Origin of the sequence: Helicobacter sp. CLO-3, from assembly GCF_001854545.1 — a bacterium.
Taxonomy (GTDB): Bacteria; Campylobacterota; Campylobacteria; order Campylobacterales; family Helicobacteraceae; genus Helicobacter_B.
The window spans coordinates 17124-40866 of sequence record NZ_MLQN01000011.1 but is presented as its reverse complement, the minus strand read 5'-3'; the positions used below and the strand labels follow the sequence as shown (position 1 = coordinate 40866).

Here is a 23743-nt window from a genome sequence, read left to right as displayed (position 1 = left end):
ATGAATTTTGATAGTATTTTGCAAAAAAACAAGATAAAAACCTACGCCGTGCTTTGCGTATATATAGCGATTTTTGCGCTGATTGGCTTGCTTGTGGATATTATCCGCATCGATGCGCCTAGCCTTGAGTATGGATTCTACGCGCTTCTTTCCCTGCGCGAGTTTCCGCTCATCACGACTATCGCGGCACTCGTGGCGTGCGCGGTGATATGGTATAGCCTCTCGCGCTTTGATGTCATCATGCTAAAGGGCGATGAATACGAGCTGATACCAGAATCCGGGCACCTAGCGCCCCTGCAAGCCTTCGTGCGAAATGCCTTTGATGATGTGCTCTCGCGCGCTGGATTCTCGCACGCCCCGCGCCTATATCTAATCCACGCGCCTTATATGAATGCCTTTGCTAGTGGCTGGAGCGAGCAAAACTCGCTAGTGGCTATCACCACCGAGCTTGCCAAAAACCTCGATGAAAGGGAGCTAAAAGCCGTGCTTGCGCATGAAGTGAGCCACATAAGGCATGGCGATATAAGGCTTACGATGAGTGTTGGGATTTTGAGTAATATTTTGCTTTTGATATGCAATAGCGCGGCGTGGCTTTTCATGGGCGATAGGCGCAATGATGGGGCGCAAAAGGCGCGGAGTATTTTGCTTGTGTTGCAGTTTGTGCTGCCGCTGCTTACGATGTGGCTGCAGATGTTTCTAAGCCGCTCTAGGGAGTATATGGCAGATGCGGGCAGCGCGTATCTCATGCACAATCCAGACCCGATAATAAGCGCGCTAAAAAAAATTTCAAACAACTACACAAGCCATGACTTCTCGCAAGTGGATAATAACCCTACGCGCAAAGCGGCGTATATATTTGAGATGGGCGATATGTTTAGCACGCATCCAAGCCTAGAAAATCGCATAAAATCGCTTTATGGGCGATGAGGTGAATTCTAAGTTTGGCGAGTGGATTATAGTTTGCGTTGGCTTATTGGCGGGCTTTGTGTGTGAATGCGTGGCGGATTTTGGGTTTTATTAGCTTTGTCAATCTACCAATAAAACGCCATTTTGGCTAAAAACACCACGCCAAAACCAAGCGCAAAAATCACCAAGTGCCCATAGCCTTTAAGCGGATTTTGCCTTTTTGTCGCATGAGAGATGAGCGATATCGCCACCACCAGCACGATGAGGAGTGCTAGCAGCATTTTTATCACCAAAAACTGCTGCAAAGTCGTGTCAAAAAATCCCTTCTCCACGCCGATATATCGGCTAATCATCGCCCCACCGCTCAAAACCAGCAGCACCACACAAAGCGGCATGATTTTCGTCCCGCGCGATAGCACCACGCGATACACGCTATCGGCTATCTCATCGCCTAGAATCTTGCGGATGCGGCTAAGCAGCACGACTTCGGTAAAAATAAAGCCCAGAAAAATAATCGCGCAAATCACATGAATGACAAGAAAATATGGGTATAAAGATTCCATTGAATCGCTCCTTTTTGGAATTGTTTGCTGGCGAAATACTGTTGAAAATGCCGGCTGTTTTGACAAAATCGCACTAAATCTTGCCAAAATCGCGCGCTTTTGTATGATGCATGCTGGCATTTTGATTCGTATTTTTATCTTTTATTTCTGAAGCGCATTTTAACATATGTTTATATTTTGTGTTTTTTTGGATTTTTAGATTCTGCTATTTGGCGCGCAAGACACATTTCACGACAAAATAGGCAAAATCTAGCTACAATTTCAAACGCAAAATAACCTAAATCTCAAGCCAAAAGCGCGCCAAAAAAGTGCCAAAAAGTATGTGTAAAAAGCGCAATGATTTTGGATAGCGCGCCAAACACCACACAAACAACGCAATAACAAAAGGCTAGAATCCATGAAAAACACCAAAAGAAACGCCGAGAGAAATGTCGAGAAAAACATTGAGAAAAACGCCGGTAAAGCACCAAAGCCACAAAAACAGCAGGCGCAAACAAAACCACAGGCACAGCCACAAAAGCCGCAGTCGCAGCCAAAACTACAGCCAAAGCCGAGCACCACGCAAAGCGCGCCATTTCCGCGCCGCTTTTTCGCTAGAATCTTTTCTGGAGATTCGGCCAGAATCCCCTCTAGAATCCCTTCGGCCAAAATATTTTCTAGAATCCTTGCCAGCACTTTTTCTAGCCTTTGGCGTGCGCGAGCCGCTTTTGTCACGCTTTGCTATGTTGTGATATTTTTCGCACTTTTGCCAAGAGCGCTAGAAAGCCTTGCAAATCTAGATTCTAGTGCCAGCGATTATGCGGCGCTTATTTTCCTGCCTATCGCGTGGCTTACGCACACCTTTAGCGCGAATTTCATCGGCGTTTTGGCGCTGTTTGTGTTTGGCGCGCTTGGGGCGACTATGAAGCCGCTGCGGCATTTTACGATTTTGTTTGTGATTTACCTATTTTGCGCGTATCCAAGCTTTCTTTATGGCGGGTTTATCCCGAGTTTTTCTTATCAAATCATTGAGGCGGTGGTGTTTTTGGGCGATGAGTCTTATGCGATGCTGCTGGCGTTTTATGCTAGGTTGGCGGTGAAAATTTTTGCTATTTTTGCGATTTTTGATATCGCGTATTTTTTGCTAACATCGCGCCAGAATCCAAAATTCACCCAGAATCCAAGTTTGACGCAGAATCTAGATTCTACGCAGAATCCAAAAGTCATGCAAGCTTCAAAATTTACTCATATTCCAAAATTTGCTTGGTATAATCTCATTTTTACATTGATTTTGTATGCTTTTGTCGTGGTGGCTTATAGTTTGCATGATCGCAAAATGGTGTGGTTTTAGGCGAGTTTGGCAAACAGGCTTTTGACAGGCAAAGCGATAAACACAAAACAAAATAAAGGAAAAATATGAAAAAATCGATGCGTTTTTTTGCGCGGATTTCGTGGATTGCGTGGATTGCGCAGATTTCCCGGAGCGCGCGGATTCTAGCCTTTGGTGCGTTTGTGGCGACAAGCGCGATGGCGGAGAATCTGCTAGGCATCAGCGCCTACACGCTCGCCAAACAGGGGCGCTGGGAGGTAGAATCCATGAAAATGGGCGAGTATGAGATAACTATCCCTTATGATATGGAGAATGCGTATCTGACATTTAGCGGTGGGCGGATAAATGGGATTGTGGGGTGTAATAACTTTTTTGCCAGCTATGAGATAAGGGGTGGGGGCAAGATGATAGCGGTGGGGCAGGGCGGTATGACGCGCAAGATGTGCGCTAGTAGTGCGGAGTCGCAAATCGAGGCGATTTTTGGCAAGCATTTTGCGGGCAATTTTATCGTGCAAGGTTATGATGATACTATCGAGCTGGTGGGGAGCGAGGGCTTTGTGCTAAGGCTTTTTCCATCGATGATGCTAGAGCCGTTTTGATTTTGGGGTTTAATTATGGGTTTTGGCGGTGAGGATTTTGGCGCAGAATCTAGCACTCTAGAATCTAGTGGAAGGTTTGAGGCTGCAGATTCTAGCGTTTTAGATTCTAGCGTTTTAGATTCTGGCGCATTTTGCTCGATGATTGGCGTGTGTGGCGGGTGCAGCGATGATGAGGTGGCTTGTGATTTGCACCACAAAACACAAGAGATAAAAGAAGCCTTTGGGCTTGCTGATATAGAATTTATCGCATCGCCGCCGCTTGGCTATCGCGCGCGCGGGGAGTTTCGCATCTATAAAGAGGGCGGAGAATCTAGCGCGCCAAAGGCTGGCGGTTTGGATTTTGGCGATTTGGATTCTGGCAAAATAGATTCTAGCAAAATAGATCCGGTCTCGCCGCAGCGCTTTTTTTTGGCGATGAGTGCGCGCGGTGCGAATAAGCGCGTGAAAATCACTAGCTGCCCCATACTTCTGCCAAACCTACAATACACGCTAAGCGAGCTTGTGAAACATATAAACAAAAATCCATTGCTTAGCCACAAACTCTACGCCATAGAGGCGCTAGGCACGCGTGCGCAAAACAGAACGCAAGCCACACAAACAACGCAAACAACGCAAACAACGCAAATGCAAGCAAACCAAAGCGCGCAAACAACACAAAGCGCCCAGCCAAACACCGCGCCCGCCTACCCAAGCATCATAAGCCTTATCTACCACAAGCAGCTAGATAGCGAGTTTGAAGCCGCCGCCAAAGCGCTAGAATCTAAAATCAAAGCCCACATCATCGCGCGCAGCAAAAATAAAAAGCTAATAATTAGCAGCGATAGGATTCTAGATAGGCTAGAAATCAGCGGTAAGGAATATCGCTACTATCGCAGGGAAGGGCAGTTTTGCCAGCCAAACGCGTTTATAAATCCGCAGATGATAGGCTTCATCAAGCGCGCGATAGCAGCGCACAGGCGCGATGATTTGCTAGAGATGTATGGGGGCGATGGGAATTTTTCTATCGCGCTGGCAGATAGCTTCTCTAGCGTGCTTGTGACGGAAGTCGTGAAGTCTGCTAGCGCGCTCATAGAAAGCAACGCCGCGCTAAATGGCATCACCAACATCAAAAGCGTGCGCCTAAGCGCGCAAGAGACGATAGCAGCGCTTCGCGGCGATAGGGCGTTTTTCCGCCTGCGCGGGCTTGATATGACCGCGTTTAGATTCTCGCATATCCTTATCGACCCGCCACGCAGCGGCATAGGCGACGCGGCGATACTGGGATTCATCGCGCGATTTACGCATATCATCTACATCTCTTGCAATCCAAAAAGCCTGCATCAAGACTTGCAGACGCTTTGTCAGACGCATAAAATTGAGCGCTTTTGCGTGTTTGATCAATTCCCACACACCACGCACGCAGAATGTGGCGTGATACTGCGCAAGAAAAATATTGAGTAGAAAATAGATTCTGGATAACGCAAAATAGGGCAGGGCGAAAATGAGGCGGGAAAATGTTGGTGGAGAAATGCGGCAAAAACAGGGATAAAATAGGGCGGCAAAATTGTGCAGTAAAATTGCAATAAAATAGTGATAGGCGGCGCGATAAGTGTGAGCGCAAATCAAAAGGGGTGCAAAGCTAGATTCTAGTATTTGAAAAATATCGCCAGAATCTAGGCTTTATTTTAGAATCCAAATCGTTTAAGCATTGCGCGATGATGGAATTTGGCGCGATAAATTTTGATAAAAGCCGCGCGCTTTTATCGAGCGTGCAAAGCACGAGCAAAGTGCAAGATTATGTAAAACTACAAAAACTACAAAGCTACAAAATTTCTGCTTTGCCATTGCGCACGACTACTAGATCTTCTATGCGCACGCCATATTTGCCGGGTATGTAGATTCCGGGCTCTATGGAAAACACCATGCCATCCTCGATTATCATATCACTGCGCGTGGAGATGAAGGGCAGCTCGTGTATGTCAAGCCCGATGCCATGCCCCGTGCTGTGCGAGAAATACTCGCCAAAGCCCGCCTTTTCGATGACACCGCGCGCGAGGGCGTCTATCTCTTTGCCACTCATGCCAGCGCGAAGGTTCATAATAGCGTATTCTTGGGCTTTGCGCACGATGTCATAGATTTTTTGCAAATGCTTGTCTTTGAAGCGCTGATCTTTGCTAAAGCTTAAGCCTTTGCTTGAAAAATACGCTGTGCGCGTGCGATCCGAGCAGTAGCGCTTGTATTTTATCCCTGCATCAAACAATATCAAATCGCCATGCCTAAGTCGCACTTCGCTTGGCAATGCGTGTGGTTTGGCAGCATTAGCGTTTATGCCAAGGATTGGGCTAAAGCTTAGAGAATATGCGCCATTTTTTTCTAGGATATTTTTGCTAAGCGCGTAGAGCTCGCATTCGCGCATGCCTTTTTGGATGAGTTTTGCAAACTTTTTATACGCTTTTTTGTTTAGCTGCTGGGATTTTTGGATGAGGCGGATTTCTTCATCGCTTTTGATGATGCGCTTTAGCTGGTGGAAGTTTGGCGCTGGGGTGAGTTTGCATTTATCAAGCTTGCTTGAAAGCCTCTCAAAATCCTGCACGCAAAGCATTCTTGGATCAAATGCAAGCTCTTTCACTCGCGCTTTGCCTAGAATCTCTATCGCAGAATCTAGCAGCGCGTGGCTTTCAATTAGCTGCACGCCCTGCTTTAGATTCTCGCGCGCTTCGGTGGTGTATCTAGAATCTGTGATGAAAAACACGCCAGAATCTAGCTTTAGTAAAATCGCATTATCGCAGCTATATCCGCTCTCAAAATATTGCGCGCTTTCATCAGTGGTGATGAAGCTATTTGGCGCGGTGGGGGCGGATTTTGCGCCGATCTTAGATTTTGCGCCAATCTTAGATTTTACGCCAGCCTTGAATTTTGCGCTTTTTGCGCCGACTTTAGATTCTGCTTCTTGTGCGCCCAGCGCGCTGGATTCTGCCTTTTTACTAGAATCCACTTTTCTACTAGATTCCGCCTTTTTGCCAGATTCTGCGCTATTCATTTTATCGCTCTAGCAGGCTATTTTTTGGCGTTTTGCTGCGCTTCTTGCGCTTTGAAAGCCTGCACTTCAGTGATAATCTGCCCTAGCGCGATAAGCCCCATATGATAGCCATACGCGCCAAATCCCACGACCACGCCCGCACACACCGCGGCAGTGTAGCTTTTTTGGCGATAGTCTTCGCGCGCGAAAATATTGCTGATATGCGCCTCTACCACCGGCACGCCGCACGCCATTATCGCATCAGCGATGGCGATAGAAGTATGCGCGTATGCCGCAGGGTTTATAAGCACGCCATCATACTCGCCACCCACGCACTCTTGCAGCTTATCCACGATTTCGCCCTCAAAATTGCTTTGGAAAAACTCCAGCTGGATGTTGTTTTGCTTGGCAAAAGTATTCATATTTTCATGGATTTGATCAAGCGTGAGTGGTCCATAGATTCTAGGGTCACGATGCCCTAGGAGGTTTAGGTTTGGTCCTTGGATGACTAGGATTTTCATAGGCGCTCCTTAAGCTTTATTGATGGGCGCGATTGTAGCATATTTTCGCGTCTTTGCGCCAAGTTTTGCTTAAGAAGCGCTTCAAAATCGCGCAAGCAGCAAAATAGCGAGACTTGCCAAAGCTTAAAGATTGCGCGTTTTTTGCCTCTTGTTTAGCAGAGCCCGCCAAAGCCTAAGGATTTGTGCTTTTTATCTCCTGCTTAGCAAGCCCGCCAAAGCCTAATGATTCGCGCTTTTTATCTCTTGTTTGGAAGGATAGACGAAATATGTCTCGCGCTCCACAAAGATATTTTCATCATCGATAGCATAGGCTCTTATCTTGATTTTCTTATGCAGGTCTTTGTCCTCTAGCGCAGTATCTAGCGGGCTTAGCACGCGTATATACACCGCTTTTTTCACCTTGCTGCCAGCTTTTATATTGATAGGCTCGGTGGGCTCTAGCACTTTTAGCTCATCCGCATCCAAAATCTCAAAATAGAATTGATGCTCTTTAGAATCCGTATTTTGCAGCAAAAATGTATAGTAGTTATCCACCGCGCCACTTTTGCGGATCTCATAGGCTTGCGTGTTTCTATCGATGTTTAGAAGCATCGTCTCTTTGCCACTTCCAACGATTAGCAATATCACAAAAATAAGGCTCAAAAACGCGATATAAGCGATAGTCTTTAGCCTAAAATATCGCACCTTAGAGCTTGTCTCCACCGCATTTGGCGAGCTCCATTGCACAAGTGATGGGCGAGAGTAGTGCGCCATCACGCTCGTGCAGGCATCCACGCACTCTAGGCAATTGATGCATTCTAGCTGCATGCCTTTGCGGATGTCGATGTGCGTGGGGCATACTTTCACGCAAGCCACGCAGTTGGTGCATTCATTGGCGGCGTTTTGCTTTTTGGGTGCTAGGGCGTTTTTGCTGCCATCTGGCGCATATACTGCGCCGCCGCGCTTTGGATCATAGATAGCCATGATGGTGTCATTGTCATAAAGCACGGATTGCACGCGCGCATAAGGGCACATATAGATGCAGAAATTCTCGCCCAAAAGCGTGGCATCAAATAGCAAAAATGTAGCGATACCTAGCCAAAATCCCATGACGATTTTGTGATCGGCTGGGTTGCTTATGTATTCGAAAAACTCATAAGGCGGGACGAAGAAAAACAAAAAGTTTGCCGCAGCAGTAAGCGCGATGAGAGAAAAAAGCGCCATAGCGATGATTTTTTTTAGCTTATTGCTTGTTTGGCTAAAATCTGGCTTTTTTTGCTTGTCATTTATGCGTTTGCGAAGTCCTAGGAGTTTGGTCTCGATACCATCGCGATAGATCACGCGAAACATCGTCTGCGGACAGCCCCAGCCACACCAAATACGCCCCCCAAGGCTTGTCATAAAAAATATGCCAACAAAAAGCAAAATAAGCAAAAATGGCATCAAATACAGCTCTTGCACGCTAAACACGACGCCTAGCAGATGCAGCTCTTTATGCACGAATGAAAGCAGGAAAATCTGGTGTCCATTTATCTGGATAAATGGCAGTGCAAGCGCGATAATCGCGACACAACAATATATCATATATCGTCTATAACGATATGGCAAAGGTATTTTTAGCTGTTTTCTAGAAGCTTCTGTCTGCATACTCTACTCCTTAAACTTATTGAGACACAAAACTTATCAAGGCTACAAAATGCAAAGGTATTGCGCCTAGGTGCGTCGCGCCCGAGCGCATCGCGTCCAAAGCGCGTTGCGCCTAAACCAAACATTGCCAAAATATCGCCATTTTTAGGCATGGCCTTTTAGGCGTTGCTTTGGCGATGGTCTTGGATGATTATCTTGGTGATTGCCTCGACAATTATCTTCCTATTACCTTAGGACATTACCTTGAGCGCGCGCATGCTTTTGGTATATTTCCAGCCTTCGCGCGTGTTTGGCTCGCTTGATTTGGCATCGAAAATATATAACTCTAAAACACAAAAGTCAATATTATTATGCCACTATAAATGATAATCTATCTTGATTTTGTGCTAGATTCTACTTTTGCTTGGCTTTGCTATTTAGAATTTTTGTGCTTTGTGATACAATCGCGGTTTTAGATTCTGCGCGGTTTTGGATTCTGTTTGGATTTTGCTTGCGCTAGGCAAATATCGCCCAAATCGCATGCCAAAAAGCAGCATGACTACAAAATAGCGCAAAACGCAGAATCCGCTTAAAGCCTAAAGTGCGCTAAAATAGCCTTAAACGCAGAATCTACGCGACACACAAAACCACTTCAAGGAGAAACTATGCTTCAAACAATCAATCTAACAATGCGCTACCCGACAAAAAAGCTTTTTGAAAATGTCAATATCACCCTTGATGCGCACAAACGCTATGGGCTCATTGGTGCAAATGGCGCGGGAAAATCGACTTTTCTAAAAATCCTAAGTGGCGCAAATGAGCCAACTAGCGGTGAAGTCGTGGTGCAAAATGGCGCGCGCTTAGGCGTGCTGGGGCAGGATCAATACGCGTTTGAAACGCTAAGTCTCAAAGATGCCGTGCTTATTGGCAACAAGCGCCTTTATGATGCGCTAAAGCGCAAAGAGTGGCTTTATACTAACGCGGATTTGAGCGATGAGGCGGTGAATAACGAGCTAGCTGAGCTTGAAATCATCTGCGCGGAAGAGGACCCGATGTATGAATGCGAAGTGGTGATTGAAAAGATTTTGGAGGATTTGGGCTTTGATGCAAGCACGCATGAGAATCTTATGAGTTCGCTCACCGGCGGGGATAAATTTAAGATTCTGCTCGCGCAAGTGCTTTTCCCAAAGCCTGATATTTTGCTCCTTGATGAGCCCACAAATAACCTTGATCTGCCCTCCATCGCGTGGCTTGAAGAAAACCTTAAGCGCCATGAAGGCACGCTTGTGGTTATCAGCCACGATAGGCACTTTTTAAACAGCGTTTGCACGCATATTTTGGATATGGATTTTGGCGCTGTGCGCGAGTTTAGCGGGAATTATGATGATTGGTATATCGCAAGCACGCTCATTTCTAAGCAGCAAGAGGCTGAACGCAACAAAAAGCTCAAAGAAAAAGAGGAACTAGAAAACTTTATCCGTCGCTTTTCTGCAAACGCAAGCAAGGCAAAGCAAGCCACCAGCCGACAAAAGCAACTCGAAAAACTTGATATCTCATCACTTGCTGTAAGCTCAAGGCGCGATCCTAGCATACTTTTTAAGCCAAATCGCACTATTGGCAACGAAGCGCTAGAGTGCGAAAATATCTCTAAAAGCTATGGGGATAAAAAGGTGCTAGAATCTGTAAGCTTGAAAATCCTGCCCGGCGATAAAATCGCGCTTATCGGACCAAATGGCGTGGGCAAAAGCACGCTACTGCAGATTCTAGTCGAGGAGCTTGCGCCTGATAGCGGCAGTGTGAAGTGGGGCGCGACGATTGAAAAAAGCTATTTCCCTCAAAATGTGAGCGAGCAAATAAAGGGCGAGGAAAGCCTGTATGAGTGGCTGCGCGCGTTTGATAAGCGCAAAGAGAGTGGCGAAATCCGCAACGCGCTTGGGCGCATGCTTTTTAGTGGCGAAGAGCAAGAAAAGAGCGTGAGTGCGCTAAGTGGGGGCGAAAAGCATCGCATGGTGCTAAGTAAAATCATGCTTGAAGGCGGGAATTTCCTCGTGCTTGATGAGCCCACAAACCACCTTGATTTGGAATCCATCATCGCGCTTGGCGAGGCGCTGTATAAGTTTGGCGGGAATGTGATATGCGTAAGCCACGATAGGGAGCTTATCGATGCGTATGCGAATAGAATCATCGAGCTTGTGCCGGATTCTGGTGCGGGTGCGGATTCTGGCGCGGATTCTGCCGGCGGCGCTTCTGCTGGCGTTTCTAGTGCTGGAGCAAAAATCATCGACTTCCGCGGAACTTATGAGGAATATTTAGAATCCAAAGGCAAGGCGTAAAAATAATAAGGGGTAAGCTTGGCTAGAAAAAGAATTGGTAAAAATACCAAAACACTTAAAAACTTAACACCGGGAGATAATGCCAATAAGACAGAAGGGGTTATAAATAAAATTATTGCTAAAAGGGAAATAGCCAAAGCCTTCAATGCCCTTGAATTCAATATTTTGTATTATAATGATTCTTTTGCATTAAACAACACTAGAGAAATTGCGCAATTTAATTCTAAAATAATAAAAAAATATCCCATTTCTTTTATTGACTGTAGCTTTATGGGTGAAGTTATAATTGAACCTGACACAAAAAGAATATATTTTGATAATTGTAAGTTTGAGAGCAATGTAACAATTCGCTTTAAAGTTGAAGTAGAAGCATGTTTTTATAGATGTGACTTTAAACACACCAATTTTGATATGTCTATATTTACCAAGCCAATGATTTTTTATGGTCCTACTTTTAGAGAAGCGCCAAATTTTAATCAAGTAATTTTTGCAGATAACCTAAACATTGTTGGCATAAAATTTAATTTTAATTTTGATAGTTTGCAGCAAACGATTATGAGAAAACCATATATTGATGAGAGTAATAAGTCCAAGGGCAAAAATGAAGTGGCTTATGATTTTAGAGATTCTTTCCGCACGCTTAAAAACATATTAATAAAAGACAACAATTTGCTTGATGCTTCAAATCATCATAAATTTGAGCTTTATTGCAAAGAAATAGAATTGGATTCTAAAAAAGATTTGGCTTCCGAGCATAAAAAATCAAAAAATATTCCAGAATCCGAAAAACAAAAATTTACAGCAAAAGATTTTATAGATTTATTTATTCTTAGATTCTATCGCTACACAAGCGACCATCATACTGATTTGTCGATAGCTATTAGGTCAATGTTGATATTTATAGGAATTTTTGCATTTCTAAGCGCTGGCATTATGGTGTTTTTTACCATTGGCGATGGTTATCAATTGTTTGGTGCACTCGATACGGCTTCATTAAAATATTTTTATGATGCAAATATAAAGAATTTTATACAAAATAATACTGCTTGTGTTGTTGGCTTAAATTTTTTTATTGTCTTATTATTTTTGACACTTTTTATTTTGTTGATAATACATACAATTTTTGACGCACAGCTGATCAATCTTGCAAAGCGCCTAAAGCAAAAAAATCATTTGGTGTGTATCATATATATAAAACTAATAAGATTCACAAAGTGTTTAAGGCAGCTTTTTACATTGCTTCTTTGCATATTGCCTTTTGTTATCCTTGTTTCCTCGCCAAAGTTTTTAGTCCCAGCGATTGGATTATTTACAGATAATCGTTCGCCGTTTGACCCGCTTTCTACCATAGGCGCAGTTTATACGATACTTTCGGCTATAATGCTTTTTTCACTTATCAAAACCATGAGAAAAAACTCTATCGTGCCAAATTAACGCAAATTTCAAGCCAACACCAAAACCGCTGGCAACTTAGAATTAGGTAAGTCTAAAAATATACCAAACCATATAAAAAAATAAAAAGCAACAAAGCCACCATCCATAAAGTTTGTGGTATGCAAGGCCCAATATCTTGATTTTTGATTGCTATGCTGCTATAATTTCATTATTTATCATATATAGCTGCGAGGGGGTGGCATGAGTGTATTAAAAGAAAAATTAACCATAGATGAGCAAATATTACACATGCAAAAGCTTGGAATTGCTTTTGAGCTTTACACAGAACAAAAGGCTAAATATTTTTTGGCCAATAATAATTATTTTTTTAAAATCAAGTCTTATGCAAAAAAACTACGATAAGTATAATGGTAAATATCAAAATCTTGATTTTGCTTACCTTGTTGAATTTTCAACACTGGATATGCACCTAAGACGATTTATCTTGGAACTTAGTCTTGATATAGAACATTTACTTAAAGTTTATCTTAATGCACATTTTTGCAACAACAAAAATGAAGATGGATATAGCATAGTAAAAGACTTTTTGGCTCAAAATACAGAAATTGAGAAACAAATATCGAATAAATCTCGAGGCGTATCGTTTGTAAAAAATCTACTGGCAAGATATGGTACCGACTTGGCATTATGGAATCTTATAGAAGTCTTAAGCTATGGAGATTTTTTAAAGTTTTATAAATTCTATTTTGAAAAATATCCTAATAAGGAGAATTTATATCCATTGGCATACCGTGTTCGCAAATTACGCAATGCGACAGCACACAATAATTGTATTTTAAACACGCTAAAAATTCCTTATGATAGCAATTTTACATCAAATAAAATGTTGCAATCGCATCTTGTAAAAATAAAAAATATTTCTAAGACGGCAAGAAGTAAAATAGATAAAAATCCTGCATTGCATGATTTTAGTGCATCGATTTTGCTTTTTATGAGGCTTTGCAATTCACATGGTATGAAAAAAACAAAAAGAAAAGAATTATTGTGCTTATTTGAACGATTTGAAAGAAATAAAAATTTTTTTATTAAAAATAATTTTCTTGTGTCGCAATTTGTTGCCTTTAAACAAATAGCATTTTTTATAATGTTTAATAAGCTATAATTGCTCACTTGCTTTTTATATATAAAATTGATATAATTCCATTGCTGACCAAATAATGGCAGGCTAGCTTGCTATTATAGCGGAGAGGTAGGCGTGCTTACCTCTCTTTAACTTCTCAAACCAACATTAACTTCTTTTTTGCCAACAAACATACATTGCAAGTTTAGCCAAAATCGTAATTTGCCCCCCAACCCCCAAAGGAGCACCAGCAAATGGATCACATTCTACTAGACACCTTTGTAAATCTAGCCATCATCTCGCTTCTCATCGCCATAGCGCCCATCATCGCCAAAGCCAGCAGGATCCCTATCGTCGTCGTAGAGATGTGTCTAGGCTGTGTTGGGCTGTATTTTGGGATATTTGAGAGCAGCGAGAGCCTCGCACTCCTCGCAAAAGTCGGCTTTTTGTTTTTGATGTTTTTGTGTGGTATGGAGGTGGATTTGCGCGGATTCCAAAACCTCGGCAAAAAATTCATCAAAAATGTCATCATCTACCTAGTCGTGCTCTATGGCATCTCTGTAGCAGTGGTGCTAGCACTTGGGCTAAACAAAATCTTCATCGCCGCTTTCCCGGTGATGAGCCTAGGCATGATAATGACGCTCATCAAAGACTATGGCAAAGACAAACAATGGCTAGAGCTAGCCCTTCGCGTGGGCGTGGTGGGCGAGGTGGTGAGTATCGCCGCACTCACGCTTATCAATGGAATCTATCACTATGGCAACTCATGGAAGCTGTATGAGAATCTAGCGGTGCTTTGCGTGTTTATTTTGGGTATCGTGGGGCTGTTTTGGATATTTAAGATTCTGTTTTGGTGGTTTCCTACGCTGAAACTCTACGCGATGCCTTATGATGATTTGAGTAACCAAGACATACGATTTGTGATGATGCTTTTTGTGATGCTTATCGCTTTGGTGCTGTTTTTGGATCTTGAGCCAGCACTTGGGGCGTTTTTGGCGGGGATGATTGTGACGATATTTTTCTCATACAAACATGAGATGGTGCATAAGCTAAATGACATAGGATTTGGGTTTTTTGTGCCGCTGTTTTTTGTGTATGTGGGTAGCACGCTGGATTTGCGCCTCATCGGGCAAAATCTCACTTTTATCCTGCATGGCGCATATATCGCGCTAGGCATGATAACGATACGATATGTCGCGGCAAATGTGGCGTTTCGCAAGTATTTCAAACATCCTAGAGATGTAGCACTTTTTGCGCTTAGCGACTCGATGCCGCTTACCTTCCTAGTCGCCACTGCCAAAATCGCGAGCGACTGGAATGCTATCACGCAAGAGGTGTATTATACTTTCATCCTAGCGGCGATGATTGAAGGCGTGGTGTTTAGCATCATCATCAAAATGATTTATAATCTCTGGAAGCCAAAAAATTTGCAGAATCCGCAGAATCTGAAAAATCCGCAAAATCCCAAAAATCCTTGAAGCTGGCAAAATAAGGGCGATAAAAGCGCGTCAAAAGGTGCGTCAAAAGGAGATTGATGAAGCGCGCCAAACAGCTTGCAAAACAGCTTGCGATGAAGCACGTCAAACAATGCTTGATAAAAGCTTGCGCCAAAGTTTGATAAAAGCTTGGCGTTTGGGTGAAATATGCAAACTTTTTGGCTATAATCTCACTTTTTGTAAATCTAGATTCTGGTGCAGATTCTAGCGCAAAATCCACGCGCCAAAAGCCACAATACACGATACACAATACACAACAAGGAGAAGGAGCGAGTATGAAGCCACACATTAGCATAATTTTTGGCGGGGCTAGCTTTGAGCATGAGATAAGCATCGTGAGCGCTATTAGCCTAAAAAAGATTCTAGGCGCGCAAGTGTCGCATTTTATCTTTCTAGATCATTTGCATAAACTCTATCTCATCCCCTCCGAGCAAATGCAAGCCAAAACCTTTGCCACTGGTGCTTACAAGCAGTGCAAACAGCTAGAATTTACCCTTGGCGGATTTGCTATGCGCGGGCTTTTTGGCGCGAAGATTTTGCATAATCTTGGCGTGCTGCTTAGCCTCATACATGGCGGTGATGGCGAGGATGGGCGGCTTTCTGGCGTGCTTGAGTTTTATCAGATCCCTTTCATCGCGCCGCGCATCACTGCTTGCGCGCTAAGCGTGGATAAAATCCTCACCAAAATCTATGCCAAAGAAAAGGGCGTAAAAGTGCTGCCTTATGAGAGTTTCAAAAAAGGCGAGAATCTAGCAAATGCGGATTCTGGCGCTTTAGATTCTGGCGCGGGCGAATACGCAGGCGTCAAAATCAGCTTTCCCTATCCTTTCATCATAAAGCCTGCAAAGCTAGGAAGCTCTATCGGTGTAAGCGTGGTGGAGAAAGAGGCGGATTTGGAATACGCGCTAGATTCTGCATTTGGCTATGACAAAGAGATTTTGGTCGAGCCATTTTATAAAGGTGTGAAAGAATACAATCTCGCAGGCTACAAAAACGCGCAGGGCGAGATCGTTTTCTCCATGGTAGAGGAGCCGCAAAAAAGCGCGCTGCTTAGCTTTGATGACAAATATCTAGACTTCTCGCGCACCGCACAAGTAGCGAGGGCTGACATCTCAAGCGAGCTAGAATCCAAGCTAAAAAATGCGTTTTGCGCGATTTATGGCACGCTTTTTGAAGGTGCGCTTATAAGGTGTGATTTTTTCGTGATAGATGATGAGGTGTATCTAAATGAGATAAATCCTATCCCCGGAAGCATGGCAAACTATCTTTTTGCAGATTTTGCTGGCGAGCTGGCAAACCTCGCGCACGCGCTGCCAAAGCCGCAGGTGATAAAGCCAAGCTATCATTATGTAGAAAAAATCCGCCAAGCAAAAGGAAAATAGCACCAATGGCTATCCGCACCATAAAATACGCCAACCAAACGCTAGAAATAAGCTATATCAAGCAGAATCCGCGCGGCAGTGTTTTAGATTCTAGTGTGGTGGATTCTGGCGCTGGCGTTTTGGATTCTAGCGCTTTAGATTCTAGCGCGGGTGCTGGCGCTTTAGATTCTGGCGCGCCAAACAAACAAGCGCGCAATATCGTATTTTTGCATGGCTGGGGGAGCAACAAAGAAATAATGCAGCGCGCCTTTGCACCATATTTCAAAGACTTTACGCATTATTATATCGATTTGCCGGGATTTGGACAAAGCCCCTATGGCGAGGAGTTTGGCGCAGAATCTAAAATGCTAGATTCTAGTTTGGATTCTAGCGCGGGCTTTGGCGCAAACGACACAGGCGCAGAATCTAGCGCGCCAAATACACAAAACACGCCCAAAATTTTTGACACCAGCGATTATGCGCGCATTATTGATCTTTTTTTCCACTCGCTTGGCGTGAAAGCTGACATTATCGCCGGACATAGCTTTGGTGGCAAAGTTGCTATGCTTTGTCAAAGTCAAAGCCAAAACCAAAACAATGAAGTGATGCTTTTAAGCTCTGCTGGCATCGTGCGCCAAAAATCGCTCAAAGTGCGCGCCAAAATCGCGCTTTCAAAGCTTACTAAAAAGCTTGGGGTGAGAATCCCATTTTTGCGCGCCAAAGACGCACAAGGACTAAACCGCGTGATGTATGAGATTTTTAAGCGCGTGGTGAATGAGGATTTTTCATCCATTTTTGCAGAATCTAAAAAAAGGGCGAGCATTTTTTGGGGCAGGGATGATGATGCGACGCCGCTAGATTCTGGCGAGCGGATACACGCGCTTATGAAGGGCAGCCGCTTTTTTGTGTATGAGGGCGATCATTATTTTTTCTTGCATCAAGGCGATAAAATCGAGCGGGATTTTATGCAAAACGCCACGCAAAACACCATGCAAAGCGCTACACAAAGCACCGCGCAAAATGCAGGCAAAGCCAACTAACCAAAGCCACCAGCAAAGGAAATAAAGGAGAATCTAAGCGATGAGTGATATTATACGAGTTGTTGTTTTAGGCAGAGTTCAGGGCGTGGGATATCGCAAGTTTGCGCTCGCGCAGGCAAAGGAGCTAGGCGTGCTAGGAAGCGTGCAGAATCTACAAGATGGCAGCGTGGAAGTCTATGCCAAAGCTAGCAAGGAAGTGATGGGGCCCTTCATCGCGATGCTAAAAGAGGGTCCAAGCAGGGCTAGCGTGGAGGATTTGCAGATAAGTGTTTGCGAGGCGGATTCTAAAAACGCGGATTCTGGAGATTTAGATTCTCTCGCACAAGATTCTAGCGCAAAAGATTCTCGCGCGCGCAATAATGCAGAATCTAAAGCCCAAGCGCCCAAAACACAAGCGCCAAAAGCCCCCGCTCACATCGATTTTACTGATTTTATCATTTTGCCATAGGAGAAAAAGTGCTACTACATATACTAGATATCATCTCTCGATTATTGTTTATTTTTGCTATTTCGTATTATTCTATCACGCTTTTGCAGTGGTATAACTACAGCGCGTGGCGCGTCATCACCAAGCATCACAAGCAGGCGTGGCATTTGGCGTATTTTGTGCTGCCTATTGTGATGTTTTTTGTGTGTTTTGGGATAGGGTGGCATATTGTTTTTTATATTTATCTCTATCTTGTGTATTTGCCGATGCTTATCATCTGGGCTATCAAGCTAGATAAGCGCGTGGTATTTACGCGGCGCGTGTGGCGGTTTTTTGGGATTATGGCGATTTTTATCGCACTAAATGAGCTGCTTTTTGTGCTTTATGATGCGACTTCGCTTTATTTCTTGTGGCTTATGCCTTTTGTGTTTGGGATGATTATTTGTGAGATTTATGAAGCGGTGCTTATGCGAAATTTCATCACGCTAGCAAAAGACAAGCTAGAGATGATGCATAATCTAAAAATCATCATGGTAACCGCAAGCTTTGGCAAAACGAGTATCAAAAACTTCCTAGCCCAGATTCTGCAAGGGCGCTTCAATGTCTATTTCACCCCGCGAAGTGTGAATACTTTTAAAGGTATTGTGTATGATATAAACAATGATTTGCCCTTTGGCGCGGATATCTACATCGCGGAGGCGGGCGCTAGGATGAAAGGCGATATCAAAGAGATAGCCACGCTTCTAAACCCGCAGCTTGGCGTCATCGGCGAGATAGGAAACGCGCATATCGAGTATTTTAAAACGCTAGAAAACACTGCTAGCACGAAGTTTGAGCTACTAGAATCTAACCGCTTAGAGCAGGTTTTTGTCTATAATAAAAATCCTTTGCCAAAAGAGCTAGATTCTGCTACCAAAAGAAAAATCATCCCCTATCCAGCGCAGCTGCGAAACATAGAAGCCACGCTAAAGCACACGAAGTTTGAGATGATGCTAGGCAAAGAATGGGTGGAGTTTGAGACATATATTTTGGGGCGGTTTAATGTCGATAATATCGCTGTGGCAATAATGATAGCCCACCAGCTAGGCATGTCTATAAGCACCATCCAAAACCTAGTCAAAAAGCTTAGTCCCATCCCGCACCGCTTCAACCTCTCTGTATCCAATGGCAAAACGATAATCGATGATGGCTTCAATGGCAACATAAATGGCATGCTGGAGGGCGTGCGGCTATGCAGTCTCTATGAAGGGCGCAAAGTCATCATCACGCCCGGACTCATAGAAAGCGATGAAGAATCCAATGTGCGCTTTGCTAAGGCTGTCGATGAGGTGTTTGACCTAGCTATCATCACAGGCGAGCGCAACTCGCGGCTCATCTCTAGCTATATCAAAAACACGCCAAAAGTGATTTTGAAAGACAAATCCCAGCTTGAAAACATCATAAAAGGCATGGTTGGCAGCGGGGATTTGGTGTATTTTGCAAATGATGCGCCAAGCTATATTTAGTGGGTATATCTAGTGATTACATTAAATGTTTGGGTGTATTTAACGCGCGCGCTTTGGGCGAGATGTGTTAAGCTAGATTTTGTTTAGCTAAGTTGGGTATAGTTTAGATTCTAAGGCTTTAGATTCTGGGGCTGATTAGCGCTTTGTTTGGGCGCAGTTTGGATTCTAGTATTTTTAGATTCTGGCGTTTAATTTTAAGCAGGCGCAGAATCTATCTAAGAATCCGCGACAATCAAGCGCATCAAGCAGAATCTAGCCACTGACAAAACCACCAAAAGGACAAAAATGAACCACATTTATGCACCTTGGCGAAGAGAGTATTTTGAGCAGGATATGGAGGGCTGCCCGTTTTGTGCGATTTCTCTGCACGCGCAAGATGATGAGAAAAACTTCGTTTTCTACCGCGATGATATCTGCTATGGCGTGATGAATCGCTATCCATACACGCCCGGCCACATTTTGATAATACCCCACGAGCACAAAGACACGCCAAGTGCGCTTTATGAGAAAGACTGGGCGCATCTAAATGACATCGCGCTAAAAAGCATCAAAATGCTAGAGGCTTTTGGCGCGCAGGGCATAAATATGGGGATAAACATCAAAAATGTAGGCGGCGCTGGGATCCCCGAGCATTTGCATATACATTTGGTGCCGCGTTTTGCGGGCGATACCAATTTTTTCACGACAATTTGTGAGTGTCGCACTTATGGCGCGGATTTCAAAGTGATATACACGCAGATAAAAGAGCTAGCACAAACACATTTGGCATAGCGCAAACAAAAAGAGAAAAGCAGAAAAAGGAGCTAAAATGCAAATATCAAGCAAAGATATGGGATTTTTAGATTCTGGCGCGTTTGGCGTATTTGGCATGACTAGGGCGTTTGGCGCATCTAAGAATCTAGCGCGCATTTTTGCCAGCAGATTCTCGCGTGTCATCTTGCCTATCATTGCGCTTTTGACGCTAAGCATAAATGAAGCGATAGCAAACCGCTATGACTACCTGCTTTTTAGCAACAACTACACCGATGTGCGCAAAGGCGTGGATCTAGGCGCTGATGTCAATGCCAGACTTCGCGGCAGCACGCCACTCTATGATGCCTCGCGCAAAAACAACATGGATATTTTATACCTGCTTTTGCGTAGGGGCGCTGATGTCAATGCGCTATCACATGGCGAGAGCGCGCTTCACAAAGTCGTGCAGTTTAACAACCTAAAATTCGCGCAAATCCTGCTAAAAGAGGGCGCGGACCCAAATATCAAAGACAGCATACGCGGCAATACTGCGCTGCACTATGCTGTGAGCGCGCGCAATAGCGCGATGATAACGCTGCTTATGAATAATGGCGCGGATATGCACGCAGAAAACAACAACGGCGACACGCCTGCGCGCTATATTTTGGCAAATGTCAATGTGCCGGGCATGACGATACAAAACCGCGACATACGCGTGACAAGCTCGGCTTTTCGCGTAGGCACGGGCAGCGTGAGCCTAAATGTCACAAATCTCACAAACACTTTTATCACTATAACTTATGGCGCGCTTTATATGGATGGCGATCTGGTATCCGAGCAAGAATTTAGCAAAAAAATCCCGCCCAAAGCCAGCGCAACCGTGGGCGCGATACCAGTCACGCGCGACTCTTATGAAAATGTCAGCATCAAAAAAAGCGGCGTGGCTAGCATCAAATATGGTTTCGCCATAGAATATGATGTTGATGGCTCAGGTGAAAGCCTCTATAAAACCACCAAAACAGAGATAAAGGTATGGTAAGCGGGGATTTTAGGCACTTGGATTTTGGATTAGATTCTAGAATCTAATTAGAATCTGATTGGATTTTGGGCTCTAATTAGATTTTGTTTGAGCTTTGATTAGATTTTAGATTCTGATTAGATTTTGGATTGGCTTGAATTTTGCCTTGCAAGTTTGGCATAAGCCACCTATGGTGCTGTAAAAAGCGAGTTTGGCATAATCGCCAAGCTCCTTGATGTGGGATTTTATTTTAAGCCCCTACGCAAAACTTAATCTAGTAATAACTATAAATAAAATAAGAGCCAATGGGTAATATAACAACAATAGAAAAAACCTTTTCAAATATTTTTTATCTTCTATCATAAAAAATAACCATAAATTCAATACTATTAGCGGTAGAATTATCCACCCAACTGCTATAAAAAATTCCTTTAATCTATTTGGATTATGCCCAATTACAGGTGAAAGTATCCAAGCAAATATAAAAAGTATAACCCAAAAAATATAAAGTATCTTGAATACTTTCATGTTGTCTCCATAATGCGCGATATATCAATGCGCCAAGTGCCAAGCGTTTAATGCTAGAAATCGCTCTCGGCGCATCGACGCAGCACAAATCTTGCGCGATGCCACGATGCCACGATGCTGTGATGCTGTGATGTCAAAGCGTGCAAATATCACACGATGATGTGGCTAACAAATTTTGAGTAATTATCCAAAATCTCGCCGCCTTTGCGGAATCCTAGCCCGCATGACTCATACGCGAAAAACACATTTGGCTGATAAAACGCGCCGCCGCTTTCATTTTGCAAACAAAACTCTTGATACACGGATTTGAAATTGCCATAATCGCCGCCATTTTGCACTATCGGCGCGCCGGTAGAATCTAGTATCGATACATTTGTGCCCTCGCGCCCAAAGCTTACTTTTTGCACTTGTTTGCCGCTTTTTGGCGCGCGCAGCGGCTCAAAGCTAGATTCTAGCAAAAGCGGGTGGTTAGGGAAGAGATCCCAGAGGATTTTTAGCATGCGCTTGCTTTGGAAAAGCAGCGTGTATGCGGGGTTTAGGAAGATGCCAACTTTGTTTTCAATGATAGCGCGCATAAGCATCGCAAGCTCTGGCTCATCGATAGCGATGGATTCCCAAGGCAGGAGTTTGAAAAGAAATTCATAATTCACATCATCAAAAAACACCCCCTCATCCGGCGAGAATCTCACATCCTCGATATACGCAAAAGCGCTCTCAAAGCCCACGCCCCGCGCAATCTCTTGCAAAAATCTAGCCGTGCGCTCTTCTTCTGCATTGCCAGAGACGCTGCTAAACAAAATCCGCCAGCCCTCATACACCTCATCAAAATTCGCCGTGTCCTCGCCAAGCGTTATCATGCGCTTGAAATTCTCGCCAAGTGCCTCGTAGATGTTGTTGAACTGCGCGTTTTCATCAAGCCCATTTGCCTTCAGCATCGCCCACTGGATGACTGCGCTTTCATAAAGCATAGTCGGCGTGTCGGCGTTGAACTCAAGCAGTTTGATAGGCTTGCCATCTAGCCCGCCTGCAAAGTCAAAGCGCCCATACAAATGCCAATGCACCTCCTCTTCCCAGCTCTGCTTTATCGTAGGGATGAGGCTCACAGGGATGTCGAGGTCAAAAAAGAGATTTTTGTCTATCACATACTGCCCCGCCTCGCAAAACATATCATAAAGCTCGTTGCCAGCGCTATAAAACGCCTCCGCCTCTGCCTGACTCACCTCCACCGCTTCAGGCGCGATATATGGGGTAGAATCCGCATCTGTATGCCACTCAAGCCCCATGGATTCTAGGTCGCTTGGGCTTATGGGGTTTAGATTTTGTATTTTCATGTGTGCTCCTTTGTGTGCGTTTTTGCGTTTGCTGCTGGCATTATAGCATAGCAAACTTGCGTGATGTATGATTTGTGTGATTTGCGCGATTTGGTGGGTTTAAGCCTTGATAAAAGAAAAAATGCTACAATTCGCCTTTATTTTTGGCATTTTTGCTTTTGGCGTCTTGATTTTTAACGCCTTGATTTTTGTGCTAAATATCTAGAATCTAGCGCAAATATTATTTCTTGGCATTTTATGCTCGCTTAGATTTTGGTAGTTTTCGGAGTATGGCGCAGTCTGATTAGCGCGCACCCTTGGGGTGGGTGAGGTCGTGGGTTTGAATCCCGCTACTCCGACCATTTCTCATTTCTGACTTTTTACTTTTTGATAGCTTTTGCTTTTGCTTTTGCTTTATCTAGACTTCTTTTTTGGACTTCGCTTTAAAATCTCAAAATCCTAAAATCCCAGAATCCAAACTAAGCCACCCAGTAAATAAAACTATTTGAAATTATTCAGCTCGCGTCTGTCTAGCCCGCGTTTGACGCTAGATTCTAGCTCTTTTGCGATGTCTGGATTTTTCTCGCTCAAATCATTGAGCACAAAAAGCACCAAATCCGCCTTGATATGCGGATGTTTGCTTAGCTGGTATAGGAAAAATCGCTTTTGCGTGGTGGTGAGATTTAGCTCATGATAGTGCTTCAAAAGCAAATCCACCGCCTTTTGCAGCTGCATATACGAGCTATCCGGGAACTCAAGCGGCACCATTATCGTCTCAAAAGTCACCAGCCCATCATCCTCTTGCGCCTTCTTTTTGGGCGCTGCTTTGGTGAATTTCGCCACCACGATGACGCACGCGCCAATCACAAACAAAAACAAACTCAAATAAAAAAGCAACTCTGACATTTTCTCAACTTTTTGTGGAGGTTATCTTATTTTTGCTAGAATTTTAGCTTAATTTTTTAAATTTTAGAAAA

23 protein-coding genes and 1 tRNA gene are annotated in these 23743 nt (G+C 44.0%); 16 read left to right on the top strand and 8 right to left on the bottom strand.

Annotated features, from left to right (window positions below):
- Positions 1–927: a zinc metalloprotease HtpX gene (gene htpX, locus BKN38_RS04300; RefSeq protein WP_066456017.1), complete on the top strand. Its 927-nt coding sequence runs from the start codon at positions 1–3 to the stop codon at positions 925–927.
- Between the two features lie 104 nt (positions 928–1031).
- Here htpX and BKN38_RS04295 read toward each other — a convergent pair whose 3' ends face one another.
- Entirely contained in the window at positions 1032–1469 is a 438-nt protein-coding gene (locus BKN38_RS04295) for a copper resistance protein CopD (RefSeq protein WP_066456015.1), read from the bottom strand.
- 397 nt (positions 1470–1866) lie between these two features.
- On the opposite strand from BKN38_RS04295, the gene BKN38_RS04290 reads away from it, so the two are divergent.
- The 3 genes from BKN38_RS04290 (at position 1867) to BKN38_RS04280 (ending at position 4817) form a co-directional block, all read left to right on the top strand.
- Positions 1867–2799 carry a hypothetical protein gene (locus BKN38_RS04290; RefSeq protein ID WP_066456007.1) on the top strand — a complete coding sequence of 311 codons (933 nt, stop codon included), beginning with the start codon at positions 1867–1869 and terminating at the stop codon, positions 2797–2799.
- A 65-nt stretch (positions 2800–2864) separates the two neighbouring features.
- Positions 2865–3377 carry an META domain-containing protein gene (locus BKN38_RS04285; RefSeq protein WP_066456003.1) on the top strand — a complete coding sequence of 171 codons (513 nt, stop codon included), beginning with the start codon at positions 2865–2867 and terminating at the stop codon, positions 3375–3377.
- Between the two features lie 15 nt (positions 3378–3392).
- Positions 3393–4817 (top strand): tRNA (uridine(54)-C5)-methyltransferase TrmA, encoded by a 1425-nt coding sequence (locus BKN38_RS04280; RefSeq protein WP_066456000.1) that lies wholly within the window; start codon positions 3393–3395, stop codon positions 4815–4817.
- 361 nt (positions 4818–5178) lie between these two features.
- On the opposite strand, the gene BKN38_RS04275 is transcribed toward BKN38_RS04280, so the two are convergent.
- The 4 genes from BKN38_RS04275 to BKN38_RS11050 all read right to left on the bottom strand — a co-directional run bounded on the left by BKN38_RS04275 (position 5179) and on the right by BKN38_RS11050 (position 9076).
- Complete coding sequence (locus tag BKN38_RS04275; RefSeq protein WP_083329088.1) at positions 5179–6396, bottom strand: aminopeptidase P family protein; 1218 nt, start codon at positions 6394–6396, stop codon at positions 5179–5181.
- Between the two features lie 17 nt (positions 6397–6413).
- Positions 6414–6896, bottom strand: coding sequence for a type II 3-dehydroquinate dehydratase (gene aroQ / locus BKN38_RS04270; protein WP_066455998.1), 483 nt, complete (start codon positions 6894–6896; stop codon positions 6414–6416).
- Positions 6897–7115: 219 nt separating this feature from the next.
- On the bottom strand, positions 7116–8522 hold the full coding sequence (gene ccoG, locus BKN38_RS04265; protein WP_066455995.1) for a cytochrome c oxidase accessory protein CcoG: 1407 nt from the start codon (positions 8520–8522) through the stop codon (positions 7116–7118).
- Between the two features lie 416 nt (positions 8523–8938).
- Complete coding sequence (locus tag BKN38_RS11050; protein WP_156528211.1) at positions 8939–9076, bottom strand: hypothetical protein; 138 nt, start codon at positions 9074–9076, stop codon at positions 8939–8941.
- A gap of 90 nt (positions 9077–9166) precedes the next feature.
- On the opposite strand from BKN38_RS11050, the gene BKN38_RS04260 reads away from it, so the two are divergent.
- The 11 genes from BKN38_RS04260 (at position 9167) to BKN38_RS04210 (ending at position 20949) form a co-directional block, all read left to right on the top strand.
- Positions 9167–10834, top strand: a complete 1668-nt coding sequence (locus tag BKN38_RS04260) for an ABC-F family ATP-binding cassette domain-containing protein (RefSeq protein ID WP_066455992.1) — start codon at positions 9167–9169, stop codon at positions 10832–10834.
- Between the two features lie 18 nt (positions 10835–10852).
- Positions 10853–12268: a hypothetical protein gene (locus BKN38_RS04255; RefSeq protein WP_066455990.1), complete on the top strand. Its 1416-nt coding sequence runs from the start codon at positions 10853–10855 to the stop codon at positions 12266–12268.
- 201 nt (positions 12269–12469) lie between these two features.
- Positions 12470–12631 carry a hypothetical protein gene (locus BKN38_RS11045; RefSeq protein WP_158655921.1) on the top strand — a complete coding sequence of 54 codons (162 nt, stop codon included), beginning with the start codon at positions 12470–12472 and terminating at the stop codon, positions 12629–12631.
- Positions 12612–13391, top strand: coding sequence for an Abi family protein (locus tag BKN38_RS04250; protein ID WP_066455987.1), 780 nt, complete (start codon positions 12612–12614; stop codon positions 13389–13391). Before BKN38_RS11045 ends, BKN38_RS04250 begins: the two co-directional genes overlap by 20 nt.
- A 212-nt stretch (positions 13392–13603) precedes the next feature.
- Positions 13604–14827, top strand: coding sequence for a cation:proton antiporter (locus BKN38_RS04245; protein WP_066455984.1), 1224 nt, complete (start codon positions 13604–13606; stop codon positions 14825–14827).
- Between the two features lie 293 nt (positions 14828–15120).
- Positions 15121–16227, top strand: coding sequence for a D-alanine--D-alanine ligase (locus BKN38_RS04235; RefSeq protein ID WP_066455978.1), 1107 nt, complete (start codon positions 15121–15123; stop codon positions 16225–16227).
- Between the two features lie 5 nt (positions 16228–16232).
- Positions 16233–17246 carry an alpha/beta fold hydrolase gene (locus BKN38_RS04230; RefSeq protein ID WP_066455975.1) on the top strand — a complete coding sequence of 338 codons (1014 nt, stop codon included), beginning with the start codon at positions 16233–16235 and terminating at the stop codon, positions 17244–17246.
- Between the two features lie 40 nt (positions 17247–17286).
- Positions 17287–17694: an acylphosphatase gene (locus BKN38_RS04225; RefSeq protein WP_082942560.1), complete on the top strand. Its 408-nt coding sequence runs from the start codon at positions 17287–17289 to the stop codon at positions 17692–17694.
- An 8-nt stretch (positions 17695–17702) separates the two neighbouring features.
- A complete protein-coding gene (locus BKN38_RS04220; protein ID WP_066455966.1) occupies positions 17703–19178 on the top strand; it encodes a UDP-N-acetylmuramoyl-tripeptide--D-alanyl-D-alanine ligase in 1476 nt (491 codons plus the stop codon).
- Between the two features lie 285 nt (positions 19179–19463).
- Positions 19464–19949, top strand: coding sequence for an HIT domain-containing protein (locus BKN38_RS04215; RefSeq protein ID WP_066455962.1), 486 nt, complete (start codon positions 19464–19466; stop codon positions 19947–19949).
- Positions 19950–19986: 37 nt separating this feature from the next.
- Complete coding sequence (locus BKN38_RS04210; protein ID WP_233712848.1) at positions 19987–20949, top strand: ankyrin repeat domain-containing protein; 963 nt, start codon at positions 19987–19989, stop codon at positions 20947–20949.
- Positions 20950–21186: 237 nt separating this feature from the next.
- Here the strand turns inward: BKN38_RS04210 and BKN38_RS04205 are convergent, their stop codons facing one another.
- Both BKN38_RS04205 and BKN38_RS04200 read right to left on the bottom strand, forming a co-directional pair.
- On the bottom strand, positions 21187–21456 hold the full coding sequence (locus tag BKN38_RS04205; protein WP_066455958.1) for a hypothetical protein: 270 nt from the start codon (positions 21454–21456) through the stop codon (positions 21187–21189).
- 149 nt (positions 21457–21605) lie between these two features.
- On the bottom strand, positions 21606–22787 hold the full coding sequence (locus BKN38_RS04200) for a glutathionylspermidine synthase family protein (RefSeq protein ID WP_066455955.1): 1182 nt from the start codon (positions 22785–22787) through the stop codon (positions 21606–21608).
- A gap of 263 nt (positions 22788–23050) precedes the next feature.
- Here BKN38_RS04200 and BKN38_RS04195 point away from each other — a divergent pair.
- Positions 23051–23128 (top strand) — tRNA-Pro (locus tag BKN38_RS04195).
- 139 nt (positions 23129–23267) lie between these two features.
- On the opposite strand, the gene BKN38_RS04190 is transcribed toward BKN38_RS04195, so the two are convergent.
- Positions 23268–23672, bottom strand: coding sequence for a hypothetical protein (locus BKN38_RS04190; RefSeq protein WP_066455946.1), 405 nt, complete (start codon positions 23670–23672; stop codon positions 23268–23270).
- Positions 23673–23743: the final 71 nt, after the last annotated feature.